General features: G+C 62.7%; 14 protein-coding genes. 8 read left to right on the top strand and 6 right to left on the bottom strand.

Annotated features, from left to right (window positions below; translation table 11 throughout):
- The first annotated feature begins 55 nt into the window (after window positions 1-55).
- Window positions 56-673, top strand: coding sequence for a MarC family protein (locus AADW23_RS11770; protein ID WP_341861135.1), 618 nt, complete (start codon window positions 56-58; stop codon window positions 671-673).
- A 33-nt stretch (window positions 674-706) separates the two neighbouring features.
- Complete coding sequence (locus AADW23_RS11765) at window positions 707-1,285, top strand: TIGR02281 family clan AA aspartic protease (RefSeq protein ID WP_341861134.1); 579 nt, start codon at window positions 707-709, stop codon at window positions 1,283-1,285.
- On the opposite strand, the gene AADW23_RS11760 is transcribed toward AADW23_RS11765, so the two are convergent.
- Window positions 1,282-1,746: a DNA polymerase III subunit chi gene (locus tag AADW23_RS11760; RefSeq protein ID WP_341861133.1), complete on the bottom strand. Its 465-nt coding sequence runs from the start codon at window positions 1,744-1,746 to the stop codon at window positions 1,282-1,284. The two genes, AADW23_RS11765 and AADW23_RS11760, sit on opposite strands and share 4 nt — an antisense overlap.
- 29 nt (window positions 1,747-1,775) lie before the next feature.
- Window positions 1,776-3,242 (bottom strand): leucyl aminopeptidase, encoded by a 1,467-nt coding sequence (locus tag AADW23_RS11755; protein WP_341861132.1) that lies wholly within the window; start codon window positions 3,240-3,242, stop codon window positions 1,776-1,778.
- A 162-nt stretch (window positions 3,243-3,404) separates the two neighbouring features.
- Between AADW23_RS11755 and lptF the strand changes: the two genes are divergently transcribed.
- The 6 genes from lptF to rsmA all read left to right on the top strand — a co-directional run bounded on the left by lptF (window position 3,405) and on the right by rsmA (window position 11,075).
- Window positions 3,405-4,523 carry an LPS export ABC transporter permease LptF gene (gene lptF, locus AADW23_RS11750; protein WP_341861131.1) on the top strand — a complete coding sequence of 373 codons (1,119 nt, stop codon included), beginning with the start codon at window positions 3,405-3,407 and terminating at the stop codon, window positions 4,521-4,523.
- The gene (gene lptG / locus AADW23_RS11745) at window positions 4,520-5,614 is read left to right on the top strand and encodes an LPS export ABC transporter permease LptG (protein WP_341861130.1); all 1,095 of its coding nucleotides are present in this window, start codon (window positions 4,520-4,522) and stop codon (window positions 5,612-5,614) included. The genes lptF and lptG overlap by 4 nt, the downstream gene beginning before the upstream one ends.
- The gene (lptD, locus tag AADW23_RS11740) at window positions 5,611-7,749 is read left to right on the top strand and encodes an LPS assembly protein LptD (RefSeq protein ID WP_341861129.1); all 2,139 of its coding nucleotides are present in this window, start codon (window positions 5,611-5,613) and stop codon (window positions 7,747-7,749) included. Before lptG ends, lptD begins: the two co-directional genes overlap by 4 nt.
- A gap of 73 nt (window positions 7,750-7,822) precedes the next feature.
- Entirely contained in the window at window positions 7,823-9,079 is a 1,257-nt protein-coding gene (locus AADW23_RS11735; RefSeq protein WP_341861128.1) for a peptidylprolyl isomerase, read from the top strand.
- Window positions 9,080-10,081, top strand: a complete 1,002-nt coding sequence (gene pdxA, locus AADW23_RS11730; protein WP_341861127.1) for a 4-hydroxythreonine-4-phosphate dehydrogenase PdxA — start codon at window positions 9,080-9,082, stop codon at window positions 10,079-10,081.
- Between the two features lie 136 nt (window positions 10,082-10,217).
- Window positions 10,218-11,075 (top strand): 16S rRNA (adenine(1518)-N(6)/adenine(1519)-N(6))-dimethyltransferase RsmA, encoded by an 858-nt coding sequence (gene rsmA / locus AADW23_RS11725; protein WP_341861126.1) that lies wholly within the window; start codon window positions 10,218-10,220, stop codon window positions 11,073-11,075.
- A gap of 72 nt (window positions 11,076-11,147) precedes the next feature.
- Here rsmA and AADW23_RS11720 read toward each other — a convergent pair whose 3' ends face one another.
- From AADW23_RS11720 to AADW23_RS11705, 4 genes are all read right to left on the bottom strand, one after another.
- Entirely contained in the window at window positions 11,148-11,867 is a 720-nt protein-coding gene (locus AADW23_RS11720) for a DUF4167 domain-containing protein (protein ID WP_341861125.1), read from the bottom strand.
- A gap of 234 nt (window positions 11,868-12,101) precedes the next feature.
- Entirely contained in the window at window positions 12,102-12,941 is an 840-nt protein-coding gene (gene prmC / locus AADW23_RS11715) for a peptide chain release factor N(5)-glutamine methyltransferase (protein WP_341861124.1), read from the bottom strand.
- Window positions 12,938-14,005: a peptide chain release factor 1 gene (prfA, locus tag AADW23_RS11710; RefSeq protein ID WP_341861123.1), complete on the bottom strand. Its 1,068-nt coding sequence runs from the start codon at window positions 14,003-14,005 to the stop codon at window positions 12,938-12,940. The genes prmC and prfA overlap by 4 nt, the downstream gene beginning before the upstream one ends.
- A complete protein-coding gene (locus AADW23_RS11705; protein ID WP_341861122.1) occupies window positions 14,005-14,523 on the bottom strand; it encodes a DUF1499 domain-containing protein in 519 nt (172 codons plus the stop codon). The genes prfA and AADW23_RS11705 overlap by 1 nt, the downstream gene beginning before the upstream one ends.
- Window positions 14,524-14,614: the final 91 nt, after the last annotated feature.

Genomic DNA, 14,614 nt, shown 5'->3' with positions numbered 1-14,614 from the left:
CTTCCCCTTTGAAAATAATGCAGCTCCGCTGCACAATTTACTTAGAGTACCTGCCATGGATCTCAGCTTTTACATCCCCGCCTTCGTGACGCTCTTCGTCATCATCGACCCCATCGGCCTTGCGCCGCTGTTCGTGGCCCTGACCCAGGGCATGACCGAACGCCAGCGCCGCTCCATCGGAATCCGCTCTTGCCTTGTAGCGGCGGGTCTCCTGACCCTCTTTGGCCTTGCGGGCGAAGCCGTTCTTGGCTTCCTCGGAATCTCCATGGCTGCCTTCCGCATGGCCGGTGGCATTCTCCTATTCCTCACCGCCCTCGATATGCTGTTCGAGCGTCGGACCCAGCGCCGCCAAGGCACCGCCGACGCCGAGCCTGAGGGCGATGACCCCTCCGTCTTCCCCCTCGCCATCCCGCTGATTGCCGGCCCCGGTTCCATCGCGACGATGATCCTGCTGACCGGGCAAAACGACACCACCGCCAACCTGATCGCGATCCATGCGGTGATGGCTCTGGTGATCGTCTTCGTCTTCATCCTCTTCCTTCTGGCGGCTCCGCTTGAGCGCCTTCTGGGGCCCACGGGGATCAACGTGGTGACACGGCTCTTGGGGATGCTTCTGGCCGCGCTTTCCGTGCAATTCGTCATTGATGGCTTCCGCGACCTGCAAGTTTTCTGATCCGTCCCTATATCTATCGAGATCGGAGCGCCCATGGACAGCCAAGACATCCCTCGCCTTATCTACCTGATCGCACTTCTGTGTGCGGTGGGCGGGTTTTTCCTGTGGGGGCAGCGGGGCAAGATGGGGCAGATGATGAAATACCTCGCCGTTTGGGGCTTCATCTTTCTGGGCGCTCTCGTCGCGGTCGGCCTCTGGAGCGATATTTCCAGCTCCATCGCGCCGCGGCAATCGGTCATGCAGACTGGCGCAATTACCGTGCCGCGCGCCTCGGACGGGCATTTCTACCTCGTGCTCGAGGTCAATGGCGTGCCGACCCGCTTCGTGGTCGACACCGGGGCCACCTCCATCGTGCTCAGCGAAGCAGATGCGGCCCGCGCCGGGGTGCCCATCGACGATTTGATCTTTTCCGGCCGCGCCAACACCGCCAACGGCAGGGTGAATACCGCGCCCACGCGCATCGCCAGCCTGTCGCTCAGCGGTATCGTCGATGAAAACGTGCGCGCCGTGGTCAATGGCGGCGAGATGTCGGGCAGCCTTTTGGGCATGAGCTACCTCAACCGTTTCTCGCGGCTGGAAATAGCCAACGGCACGCTTATTCTAGAGCGTTAATCCCGCTTACTCTCGGCTTTCATTTCCCATCGTCCCGATGCCTCGGACCAATATTTCGCCGCACATCCCGCGGCGGTCAGGGCTTTCCACTGCTCTCTTGCGGTCTGCAACGCGCCCTCATCATGGCCGTCAAACAAGACCATCACGCGGTCCATCCGGGTGACTTCCTCGGGCGCGACAGCCGCCCCTTCCACCGATACCAAGCAGCTCGGGTCATTGCCCGCATCCCCCGTGGTCAGCAACACCGGCTGCACCGCATCGTGCGGGCCACCAGCGCGGCCGTGGGGCAGGAAGCTGTCAGGCGGTTGCAGCCAGAGCGCTTCGTCCAACCGGTCCAACACCGCGTCCGAGCGCCCTCGGACCGCCACCCGCCAACCGGCTTGCAGCGACTTCCCCAAAAGCACCCGAAGCGCCACGTCGGACGGCGACTGGGTGAGGTGATAAAAATACGCCTCACCCATAACTTAGCCGCCGTTCTTCATGTAATGGGTTAGCTTTCATAGCCATCGCGCACCAAGCGATCGAGCGCCATCACGCCCCAGCCCGTCGCGCCCTTCGGGGCCAAGGCTGTCTCGGATTTCACGCTGGCCACGCCCGCGATATCGAGGTGAATCCACGGCGTTTCATCCTTCACAAACCGCTGCAAGAACTGCGCCGCGGTGATCGAGCCTGCGGCCCGTCCGCCCACATTCGCCATATCCGCCACGCGCGACTTCAGCATCTTGTCGTAAGCATCCCCCAAGGGCATCCGCCAAGCGCCCTCATTCTCGGCCCCCGCGGCCTTCAGGAAAGCGCCCGACAGCGCGTCCGAGTTGGAGAAGACGCCCGCGTTCTCATGCCCCAGCCCAATGATGATCGCGCCCGTGAGCGTCGCCAGATCAATCATCCCCACCGGCTCAAACCGTTCTTGGGCGTACCACATGACGTCGCACAGAACCAAACGCCCCTCGGCGTCGGTGTTGATAACCTCAACCGTGTCCCCCTTCATCGAGCGGATCACATCGCCGGGGCGTGTGGCGCGACCATCGGGCATGTTCTCGACCAAGCCGACAACGCCAACGACATTCGCCTTCGCCTTACGCAGCGCCAAGGTGCGCATGACGCCGGAAACAACGCCCGCGCCGCCCATGTCCATGGTCATGTCTTCCATGCCGCCCGCCGGCTTTAGGCTGATCCCGCCGGTATCGAACACAACGCCCTTCCCGATCAGCGCGAGGGGCTTTTCGTCGCCGCCGCCGTTCCATTTCATCACCACGACCTTCGACGGGCTTTCCGAGCCTTCGCCCACCGACAAGAGCGTACGCATTCCCAATTCGGCCAGTTCCGCCTCATCCAGCACCTCAACCTCCAGGCCGACGTCCTTCATCGCGGCCAGACGGTCTGCAAATTCCTGCGTTGTCAGGACGTTGGCGGGCTCGTTGATCAGATCACGGGTGAAGAACACGCCCTCTGCGACGGCCATGGCGGTTGCCGCCTCGGGCTTCACCTCATCGGGCTTGGCGCAATAGATCATTGCGCCCGCAACCTCAGGCTTGTCTTTGGTGAAGTGGTCGTCAAATCCGTAAGAGCGGAGCGCCAGGCCAAGGGCGACGTCCGCCGTGCGATTGAACGCACCGGCACAAAGCACCAATGCGTCAGTGCCTTTGAACTTCGCCAACGACGCCCCCGCCTTGCGCGCCTCGGCCACGGATGGGCGGCGATCAAGCTTCACGACCAACAGGGATTCTGCGGCCAAACCAGCCGGGAAGCCCATGGTAAAGCCTTCACCCGCCTTCACTTTTTCCCAACGATCCGAGTCCACCAAACGGGCCACAGCCTGTTTCGTCAGTCGGTTCACCCGGCGGCCCGCAGGGTCCAACTTGCCCTCGGGCGTGACAAGAATCGCCAACTTGCCGGGCGCATCGGCCAAGGCATCAAGGTCGGTTTCAGCAAAATCAATGGAGATGAGGTCGGTCATCAAGGGCTCCTAATGGGCGAAAAGCGTGACATTCGCGCCAGACATTAGGGCGCTGTGCCGCCGATGGCCAGATCGCCCCTACGCAAGCCGGAAAAACTGCTCTAAAACATAGATGACGCGGTCGGGCTGCCACCCGGACACCGCATGTAGGGGGTACCCGGCTTGGGTCAATTCGACCGATATATCCTAAGACAGCTTGTGATGCTGTTCGGGTTCTTCAGCCTTGTGCTGGTGTCGGTCTATTGGGTCAACCAAGCCGCACGCCTGTTCGACACCCTGATTGCAGACGGCCAGAACATCAGCGTGTTTCTGGAATTCTCGGCCCTGACCCTGCCGTGGATCGTGCAATTGATCCTGCCCGTTTCGGCCTTCGTGGCCACGCTCTACATCTTCAACCGACTGATCAGTGATTCCGAACTGGTCGTGTTGCAGACCGCTGGCCTGTCGGCCCTGCGCCTGTTGCGCCCGGTCTTTGTGTTCGGCTGCCTGATGGCGATCTTGGTGGCCCTGCTCAGCAATTTCCTTGCCCCCACCGCACGGGCGCAGTTCGTACAGCGCCAAGCCGAGGTGCGCGACGATCTGACAGGCCGCTTCCTGCGCGCCGGAGAGTTCATTCACCCCGCCGCAGGTCTGACCGTCTATATCCGCGAAATCAGCGAGTTGGGCGAATTTCGCGACCTGTTCCTGCAAGATACCTCCACCCCCGGCGTCGAGGTGACCTATACCGCCACCGACGCGCTTTTGGTGCGCTCGGACAGCGGGCCGAGGCTGGTGATGTTTGACGGCGTTGCCCAAACGTTGGACTTGGATACCGGGCGGTTGGCGACGATATCTTTCAACGATTTCACCTATTCAGTCGCCAGTTTGATGAATGACGGTGCCCTGCGGCGGGTGAATGTGAGGGAGCTTCCGACAGCCGTTCTGCTGACGGCGGATGAGCGTTTGGCCACCCTACTCAACATTCCTTTGGCCCATATGCTGTTTGAGGGGCATGACAGGCTGGCGCAATCACTGTTCGTCATCTTCGTGCCGCTGATCGGGGCCGCGTCCCTGATGCTTGGCAGTTTCTCGCGCTTTGGGGTGTGGAAGCAAATCATGATCGCGGTGGCGCTGGTGTTGCCGATGCAGATGGTGCGCAACGCGGGCGAATCCATCGTGCGCTCCGATGCCGATGCCTGGCCCATGGCCTATGCGCAACCGGCCTTGGCAGCCTGTATCGCGGCGGCCATGGTGGTCTTGGCGATGCGCAGGTCCACCCGGTGGCGGAGTATTCCGGCATGATCCTTGACCTCTATATCGCGCGGCGTTTTCTGGTGGCCTTTGGGATCGTGCTGGCGGTTTTCGTCGCCATTTTGCTGCCCATCGACATGGCCGACCAGTTGCGCCGTGTCGGCGCGGATCAGGGGTTTTCCGCCGTGCTGCAATTGGCGTTGCTGAACCTGCCACGCAGTCTGACCGGCCTGATGCCCCTGTTTGTGATGCTGGCCACCCTGGTGCTGTTTCTGGGGCTTGCCCGCACTTCCGAGCTGGTTGTTGTTCGCGCGGCTGGACGCTCTGCCCTGAGATCTGCAAGCGCGCCGGTCATGGTCGCCCTGCTGATCGGGGCGTTGTCCTTGCTGGTCCTCAACCCGTTGGTCGCCGCCACGGCTCGCCAATACGACCTGACGCTGGCGCGTTTGTCGGGGCTGGAAAGCCGCTCGGTTTCGGTCACAGGTGAGGGGTTGTGGTTGCGTCAGGGCGTGGAAAGCGAGCAGACGGTAATCCGCGCTTCGGCCACGAATTCGGACGGGACGCATCTGTTTGACGCCTCGTTCTTTACCTTCGATGACGCTGGCCTCTTGCTGGAGCGACTGGACGCCCGCGAAGCGTTGCTGGAACGGGAGGCGTGGACCCTGACGGACGTGAAACGTTGGCCCTTGGCCGGATCATCCAACGCCGAGGCCGACGCCGTCCATTTCGCCACGCTGATCCTTCCCTCGACCCTTACGGCCGAGCAGATCCGCGATAGTTTCGGTGACCCGGAGACCGTGCCGATATTCGAGCTTCCGGGCTTCATTCGCCAACTGAATGAGGCGGGCTTTGCCGCGCTTCAACACCGCACATGGTTCCAGATGCAATTATCCTCGCCGCTCTTGCTGGCCGCGATGGTGTTGATCGGCGCGGGCTTCACAATGCGCCATACCCGCTTCGGCAAAACCGGCGTCATGGTGCTACTATCCATACTGTTTGGCTTTGGCGTTGTATTCATTCGCCGTTTCGCCGAAGTTCTTGGGGAAACCGGGCAAGTGGCCGCCGCTCTGGTCGCTTGGACACCGCCGATTGCCGCAATCCTCTTGGCGCTCGGCTTTTTATTGCATACGGAGGATGGGTGACCCGCCGTGTCGGACATATCGCTGCGGTCGTTTTGGCCGCTGTCGTCTGCCTCTCGTCTCCGGGGGCGGCGCAGGAATCTTCTGCGCCTGCCACGCTGATTGCGGACAACATCCGTTTTGACGGCTCCAGCACCGTCACGGCACGCGGCGCGGTTGAGGTCTTCTACGAAGGCATGCGATTGCGCGCGGAATCCATCACCTACGATGGCACCGCCGATAATCTGCGCGTGCAAGGCCCGCTGACGCTGGTCGACGCCGACGGGGGCACCGTCTTTGTTGCCGACTTCGCCGAATTGTCCGCGGATCTGCAAAACGGCGTCTTGCAATCGGCCCGGCTGGTTCTGGACCGCCAATTGCAGGTCGCAGCCTCCGAGATCACCCATTCCGAGGGACGCTACACGCAGCTTTATCAGGCCGTCGCCTCGTCGTGTGAGGTCTGTTTCGATAACCCCACCCCACTGTGGGAAATCCGCGCCCGCCGCATCATCCATGATGCCGAGGAACAACAGCTTTACTTCGACAACGCGCAGTTGCGCGTGTTGGGTATTCCGGTGTTCTTTCTGCCGCGCATGCGCCTGCCCGACCCCACGCTGGAACGTGCCACCGGTTTTCTGGCCCCCTCCATCAGCGCCGATGATCTGACGGGCACGCAAATTCGAGTGCCCTATTTCATCGAATTGGGCGACCATGCCGACATCACGGTTACACCTTGGATCGGCCTTGGCACCCAGACGGTTGAACTGCGCTACCGCCAAGCCTACCGCAACGGCGAGCTGCAAATTGACGGTGCCGTGTCCTGGGATGATCTGACAGACAACGACACCCGTGCCTATCTGTTCGGCGATGCCAGTTTCGAGCTTCCCCGCGACTACACGCTGGATGTGCAGGTGCAGGCCGTCAGCGACCGGGGCTATTTGACAACCTATGGTTTCAATTCACCCGACCTGTTGGAAAGCTACGCCCGCATCAGCCGGGTGCGCCGCGATGAGTACGTCGAGGCCTCGGCCACCCTATACGAGTCCCTGCGCGAAGGCGTCGACAACGAGATCCTGCCCACCCGTGTCGCCCACGCCGAAATCACCCGCCGGATCGTGCCGCCGGTGATCGGCGGCACCCTGACCGCAGAGTTGGAGGGCACCGGGTTCTATCGCTACTCCAGCGTCGATGGCGATGACGGGCGCGATGTGTTCCGTGTCACGGGCGCGTTGGATTGGCATCGCTCGGAAACCTTTGGCGGTCTGTTGACGACGTTTCAGGGCGCTTTGCATGGGGGCGTCTACAACACCCTGCAAGACAGTGCCTTTGACACGACCGTGCAGCGCCTGACCCCCTATGCCGCCGTGGAATTGCGCTACCCGTTCCAAGCGATCAGCGACTCGGGCGTCAGCCATGTGATTGAGCCCATTGCGCAATTCGTGTGGTCTGACTCCTACGGAAATGCCCCACCCAATGAGGACAGCTTCATCGTGGAATTTGACGAGGCGAACCTGTTCTCCCTCGACCGGCTGCCCGGCTCTGACCGGCGCGAAATCGGGGCGCGGGCGAACCTCGGCCTGTCCTATAGCCGCGTCGCGCCCGGTGGGCTGACCCTTGGTCTGGCCGGCGGCGTCGTCCTGCGGTCCGAAGATGAAGGGCAATTCACCGACGGCTCGGGGCTGGACGGGACGCAATCCGATTACTTGCTGGCCGCCCATGTCAGCTTCAATGACAGCTTAAGCTTCATCAACCGGTCCCTCTTCAACAGGTCCTTTGACTTCACCTCCAGCGAATTTGCCTTGTACTGGAGCGGGGACCGCCACGAGATCGTTTCGACTTATACGTTCCTCGATGCCGACAGCGGCGAACAGCGCGATGATCCACTGGCAGAACTGGCCTTCGACGGCGAATATATGCTGAACAGCGGCTGGGATGCGGGGCTGGATTTCCGCTATGACTTCTATGGCAATGAAGCCACCCGCGCTGCCGTGACTTTGGGCTACACGAATGAATGTCTGGATATGGAGTTTTCGGTCGCGCGCCGATATACGACTACCAGCGCCGTTGAACCGGCCACGACCTTTGGCCTGACCGTATCGTTGGCCGGGTTTGGGGCCGGGCGCGAAGGCCGCTCGGTGGCGCGTAGTTGCCGCGGCTAGGGCTCGACATGGGCCTGTGATTAAATACGCCTCGCAACCGCGCAGGCAGAGAAGAATGAACAGGGGTTCACGTATGAACGGCATGGTCTTGGCAGCACTTCGTTTGCGGCAGATGACACGGCAAGTGGTGGCACTATCGGTGTTGTGCCTCGGAATGGCGATTGCCGCCCCCGCTGCGGCGCAAAACCCCTTCTCTGTGGCGATTGAGGTCGATGATAGCGTCGTCACGAACTACGAGATCTCCCAAAGGATGCTGTTCCTTCAGGCGCTGAATGCCCAAGGCGACCTGCGTGCACAGGCGATTGTAGCACTGGTGAATGAGCGATTGCAGGTGAACGCTGGATTGGCCGTAGGAGCCGAAGCTTCCCCTGATGCGATTGAGGCGGGCTTGGGCGAATTTGCCGCCCGCGCCAACCTTGGGCCCGAACAATTCCTGCGCCAGATGGGTCAGGCGGGCGTTGCCCCCGAAACCGTGCGGGACTTCGTGGCCAACGGCATCACATGGCGCAATGTCGTGCGCGCGCGGTTCGCGCCGCTGGTGGAAATCACCGACGAAGATGTAGAACGGGCGTTGGAACTGGGCACCGTTCTGGGCGGCGGGATCGAGATCGCGCTGGCCGAGATCATCATCCCCGTCACCCCGGAAAACCAATCGAATCTGCAGTCCGAACTGGGCCGCCTTGGCAGCCAGATCAACGGCGACGTCGAGCAATTCTCCGAAGCCGCCCGCCGCTTTTCGGCCGCACCCACCCGGGAAGCCGGAGGCGTGACCGGATGGCGCCCCCTGAACCAACTGCCCGAAGGCCTGCGCGAGATGTTCATGAACATGGGCTACGGTCAGGTCAGCCAACCCGTGCCTTTGGGCGGCGGCCAAGCCTATGCTCTGTTCCAATTCCGAGGCCAGCGCGAGGTTACCTCTCCGCGGCTTCCGATCACCGCGATCGACTACGTCACCATTGCCCTGCCCGGTGGCCGCACCCCCGAGACGCTGGCCGAAGCCGCACGTCTGGACAGCGCCGTGGACGTTTGCAACGACTTCAATGGCGTGATCCCCCACGCCTTTGAACGCCACAACGTGCCGCCAAGCCAGGTTCCCGACGACATCGCCCTTGCCCTGCGCACCTTGGACAACCACGAGATGACCACCGCTGTCACCCGCAACAATGGCACCGTGCTTCTGGCCGTGATGCTCTGTGACCGCGTATCAGCCGAACCAGAAGCGGGTATTGACGGCATCCGGGAACAGCTTTTCGGTCAGCAAATGCAGCGCTTGTCGGCGAATTATCTGGAACAACTGCGTGGCGAAGCCCGCATCAACTACGTCAACTAAATGACCCTCCAGCAGACGGCCCCTATCGCCCTATCCGTGGGTGAGCCTGCGGGCGTCGGCCCGGAAATCGCTGCCCGCGCTTGGGCGGCCTTGGGCGCGGAATTGCCGTTTTTCGTGATCGGTGACCCGGCGCATTTGGCGGGCCATGGCGCGGCGGTGGTTGAAATCACGTCCCCAGCCGAGGCGCCTACGGCCAGCCGCAGCGGTTTGCCGGTTTTGCCCCACTCCTTCGCCGCCCCCGCCGTTCCCGGCCAACCGGACGCGGCCAATGCCCAAGGGGTCATTGACGTGATCGCACGGGGCGTGGATCTGGTGATGCGCGGCGAAGCCTCGGCCCTGACAACCGGTCCGATCCACAAGAAAGCGCTGAAAGACGGCGCGGGCTTTGGCTTTCCCGGCCATACGGAATACCTCGCCCACTTGGCGGGAGTTGACCGTGTCGTGATGATGCTTGCCTGCTCGGAATTGCGGGTGGTGCCGGTGACGATCCACATCTCGATCGACGCGGTGCCAAGCGCCCTCACACCTGACCTGTTGCGAGACACGATCCGCATTACCGAGGCCGCTTTGCGCCAGGATTTCGGCATAAGCGCCCCAAGGATCGCGGTGGCGGGCCTGAACCCCCATGCGGGCGAAGGCGGCGCAATGGGCCAAGAAGAAATCGACATGATCGCCCCCGTTCTGGACGGGCTGCGCGCAGAAGGGCTGACGATCAGCGGGCCGGCGTCCGCCGACACGATGTTCCACGCCAGCGCCCGCGCCCGCTATGACGCAGCGGTGGCGATGTACCACGACCAGGCACTGATCCCGATCAAGACCATCGACTTTGCCGGCGGCGTGAACGTGACCCTCGGGCTGCCGTTCATCCGCACCTCTCCCGATCATGGCACCGCCTTTGATATCGCCGGAAAAGGCATGGCCGATGCGACCTCGTTGATTGCCGCGCTGAACATGGCCCGTGATATGGCGCACGCCCGAAGCCAATGGACGACACCCCAATGACCCGGCGTTTCGCCCGTTGCCTTCAGGCGTGCTCGGGCCCGAAGGGGCCCCTGCGCCCCGCAAGCGACGTGGCAGATTGCACAGCGCCCTTGGCGCCGCACAATCTGCGGACGCGCCCCATCAGAAAGGACGCCCCATGAGTGGCATCGACGATCTACCTCCCCTGCGAGAGGTCATCGCCACCCATGAGCTGTCTGCTCGCAAGGCATTGGGTCAAAACTTCCTGTTGGACTTGAACCTGACCGCCAAGATTGCCCGTCTGGCGGGGGATCTTTCCGGCGCGGATATTCTAGAGGTCGGCCCCGGCCCCGGCGGTCTGACGCGGGGACTTCTGGCGGAAGGGGCCCGCCGGGTCGTGGCGGTGGAAAAAGACCCCCGCTGCCTGCCCGTCCTGGCCGAGATCGAGGCCGCCTATCCGGGCAAGTTGAAGGTTCTCAACGCCGACGCGCTGGAACTGGATTGGGAGGCAGAGCTGCAAGCGCCACGCAAGATCGTGGCGAACCTCCCCTACAACGTGGGCACCGAATTGCTGGTGCGCTGGCTGACCCCGGCCTCTTGGCCGCCCCCTTGGGAAAGCCTGACCCTGATGTTCCAACGCGAGGTTGCGGAACGGATCGTCGCCAAGCCCGGCTCCAAGACCTACGGGCGTTTGGCGATCCTGTCACAATGGCGCGCGGACCCTCGGATCGTGATGAGCCTTCCGCCTGAGGCCTTTTCCCCGCCGCCCAAGGTGCATTCGGCCGTGGTCCATTTCACCGCCCTGCCCGCTCCCCGGTTCAAAGCCGACGCCCATGTGCTGTCGCGCATTGTCGCCACCGCCTTCGGGCAACGGCGCAAGATGCTGCGCGCGGCCCTCAAGGGCCTTGCCCCGGATATCGAAGATCGCCTGCTGAAAGCCGGGCTGAAGCCCACGGAGCGGGCCGAGCAGGTGCCGCTGGAAGGGTTCTGCGCCTTGGCCCGTGTGATGGAAGACGTGATTACACCGCGTGGCTGAACGAACGCCCGCGCCACGGTGCGTTTCTTTCCAATAAAAAAGGGGCCCGCGAAGGCCCCTTTTTCGTATCGTTTATTCCGCGGCTTCTTGCGGAGGCTTACCGTCTCCGCCGTCGCTGGCCTCTGGGGCATCCGCTGCGGGGGCGTCCGCCGAGGGCGCGTCGCTTGGGGCGTCCTTGGGCGTGTCCGCCTTGCGCCGCCGGGTCCGGGGCCGTTTGGGCTTGGGCGCGTTTTCCGGCGTTTCCACCAGACCGCTATCACCCGTGGCCGGATCAATTACAGCATCGAAAGAACCCTGCTGCGCTTCCACGGCTGGCTGATCGGTCTTGCCCTCATCCTGCTGCTTCTGGTCCGCCTGTTGGCCGCCCTGCTGCTGGTGATCCTGGCCGCCGCCACGGTTGCGGCGGTTGCCGCCCTTTTGGTCGCCTTGATTGTTGTTACCCTGATTGCCGCCCTGCTGGTCGTTACCGCCCTGCTGGTTGCCGCCACCGCCCTGGTTGCTTTGCTGGTTGGCCTGATGTTGGGCCTGCTTGGCCTCTTGCTCGCGCTGCGCCTGGGCCAACATGCGGGTGTAATGCTCGGCGTGTTGCTGGAAGCTTTCGGCAGCGACGCGGTCATTGGACAACTGCGCGTCACGGGTCAGCTGGTTATACTTATCGACAATCTGCTGCGGCGTTCCGCGCACTTTGCCTTCTGGGCCCGACGAGTCGAATACCCGGTTAACAATATTCCCAACCGAGCCATTGCGGTTGCGGTTACCTTTGGACCGCGAGCGGTTCTTCGAAGATCTCATGTGTGTACTAATCCAGTGGTCCTGGTTGGCGGCCACATCGCAACTTTGGCGGGGCCCGGGAAGTCTCAGTCTGCGCGTGGTTGTGCCGGGTCCTGGCACTGCGCGATCTGGCGAGAAAAGCGCGGCGGGCTTGGAAAGCCTCGGTTCGCGCTTGGAAGTGATTACACATGTGCGCCGCGTTGAGTCTAGCACAAATTAGCGAATAACAGTGTTTTCGGCACGAAATCGCGCTGTTTACCGCCGAAAGCCCCGCACAACGCGGGATTTTCCGTTAAGGTCCGTTAACACCTTGATATTGGACAGGTCCGCGTTCGCAAAAAGCGCCGCCACAGCCGCCCCTTGGTCAAAGCCGATTTCAACCATCAACGCGCCGCCGGGGCGCAGGTGGGCGGGCGCATGGGCGGTAATGATGCGGTAGGCGTCCAGCCCGTCACCGCCGGGGGTCAGGGCGATCTCCGGCTCCCACCGGGTGATCTCGGGCTGCAACGTGGCGTAGGTCTCCGCGTCCACATAGGGCGGATTGGACACGATCAGATCGAAGCTGCCCTCGATCGCGGCCAGCCAGTCGCTTTGCACCAAGGTGACGCGGTCGGCGACGCCAAGGCTCTCGGCATTCTCGGCCGCCACCGCCAGCGCCGCCGACGATATGTCGCTGGCCACCGCTTCCGCCTCTGGCAGTTCCGCCAGTAGCGTCAATGCCACGGTGCCCGGCCCGGTGCCCAAATCCAGAAAGCGGCGAGGAGAGGCCGCCAAAGCGGCATCGAGGAGCCGTTCGGTATCGGCACGCGGCGACAGGACATCGGGCGTCACCCGGAACAGGCGGTCGCGAAAGGGCGCAAAGCCCAGGATCTGCGCCAAAGGTTGGCGCGAGCGCCGCGCGGCAATAATCGCGTCCAACTGCGCGGGATCGCCCTCAAACACATCGCCACCGCCGACGCTTTGCTGCACCCGACTCATCCCCGTCAGATGCGTGATGACAAGCCCCGCCTCCCGGCCCGCCTCATAGCTGCCGGTGAAATCCTTAACGGCGTTAACGTAAGCGATGTGGACATCGCGCAGGCGCGGCTTACTCACCCGTTCATCTCGGCCAGTTTCATCGCCTGATCCTCGGCCGTCAGGGCATCCACGATCTCGTCCAGATCGCCCTGCATCACCGCGTCCAGCTTATAAAGCGTCAGGTTAATCCGATGGTCCGTCATCCGCCCTTGGGGGAAATTATAGGTCCTGATCCGTTCAGATCGGTCGCCCGAGCCAATCTGCGCCTTTCGGTCCGCGGCCATGGCATCATCGGCCTTCTGCCGTTCCAGATCATAAAGCCGCGTGCGCAGGGTCTGCATCGCGATTTCACGGTTGCGGTGTTGGGATTTCTCGGAACTGACCACAACGATCCCCGACGGCACGTGGGTGATGCGCACGGCGGAATCGGTGGTGTTCACATGCTGCCCGCCTGCCCCGCTGGCACGCATCGTGTCGATGCGGATATCCGTGGCGGGGATGTCGATATCCACGTCCTCGGCCTCGGGCAGAACAGCGACAGTAGCGGCAGAGGTATGGATACGCCCGCCGGATTCCGTTTCCGGCACCCGTTGCACCCGGTGCACGCCGGATTCGAATTTCAGACGCGCAAAGACGTTTTCGCCTTCCACCCGCGCCGTGCATTCCTTGATCCCGCCCAGATCGCTTTCCTGCAAATCCACCAGCTCTATCCGCCAGCCTCGCGCTTCGGCGTAGCGCGTATACATGCGCAGCAAGTCACCGGCGAACAGCGCCGCTTCGTCGCCGCCGGTGCCGGGGCGGATCTCGATCATCGCGGGGCGTGCGTCGGCGGCATCCTTGGGCAGAAGCGCCAGTTGCAGGCTTTGCTCGGCTTCGGGGATCGCGGCCTCCAGGCGCGGCAGTTCCTCCAGCGCCAGCGGCTTCATGTCGGGGTCTTCCAACATCGCCTGGGCTTCTTCCAGATCCGCCAAAAGCTGCTCGTAGGCACTGATTTCGGCCACAACGGGCTTCAGTTCTGCATATTCCCGGCTGATCTTCGCGATTTCCGAGGCGTCCGGGCCGCCGTTCAACTGCGCCTCAAGAAACTCGAACCGATCCGAGATTTGCCGCAAACGGTCGCGCGGAAGGCTACTGGCCACCATTATTCGCCACCCTCTTCGCCACGGGCCGCCGTCAGCCAGCGGTGGACGCGCACCGTGTTCACCCCAAGGTCGCTATAGCCGTAGCGCGACCGAGAGAAGATGTGCATCCGCGTCGTGTCCCCTTCCGGCACCAAGCGGATGGAGATGAAATCAGGGTATCCCATGACCCGCGAACGCACGACGTAAGTGACAAAGCCTTCGCCCAATGATCCGGCCAGAACCCTTGCCCCTTCGGCCTCGGCAATGTCTTGCAGACGTCCCGCAACGGCCAATGCGGGCGCGTCAATCGACGTGGCCCCGCCGCCCGCAATCAACGAGAAGTTCGGCGTCGTGGGCGGCGTCACCGTTTCCGGGTCCACATGCCAACGGGCCACGTCGATGGGGGCAAGACGAACGAAAACCGCTGCGGCAATGGTCAGAACCACAAGGGCCGCGATGATATAAAGCAAAATACGCATGGATACGGAGATGCGCCGCATCGGCCCGCCCGTCAAGTCAGACACGACATCCGGGCGCATATTTGCCTTCGCGCAAACCGAGGCGTTATCGCCGCTGCGCCACCTTGCATCCCCCGCCCCGCTGCACTTTTATGCCCCCGACCTCAGGAGG

It is taken from the genome of Gymnodinialimonas sp. 57CJ19, assembly GCF_038396845.1.
In the GTDB taxonomy this organism is placed as follows: Bacteria; Pseudomonadota; Alphaproteobacteria; order Rhodobacterales; family Rhodobacteraceae; genus Gymnodinialimonas.
This window is presented reverse-complemented; position numbering and strand designations above follow the sequence as displayed.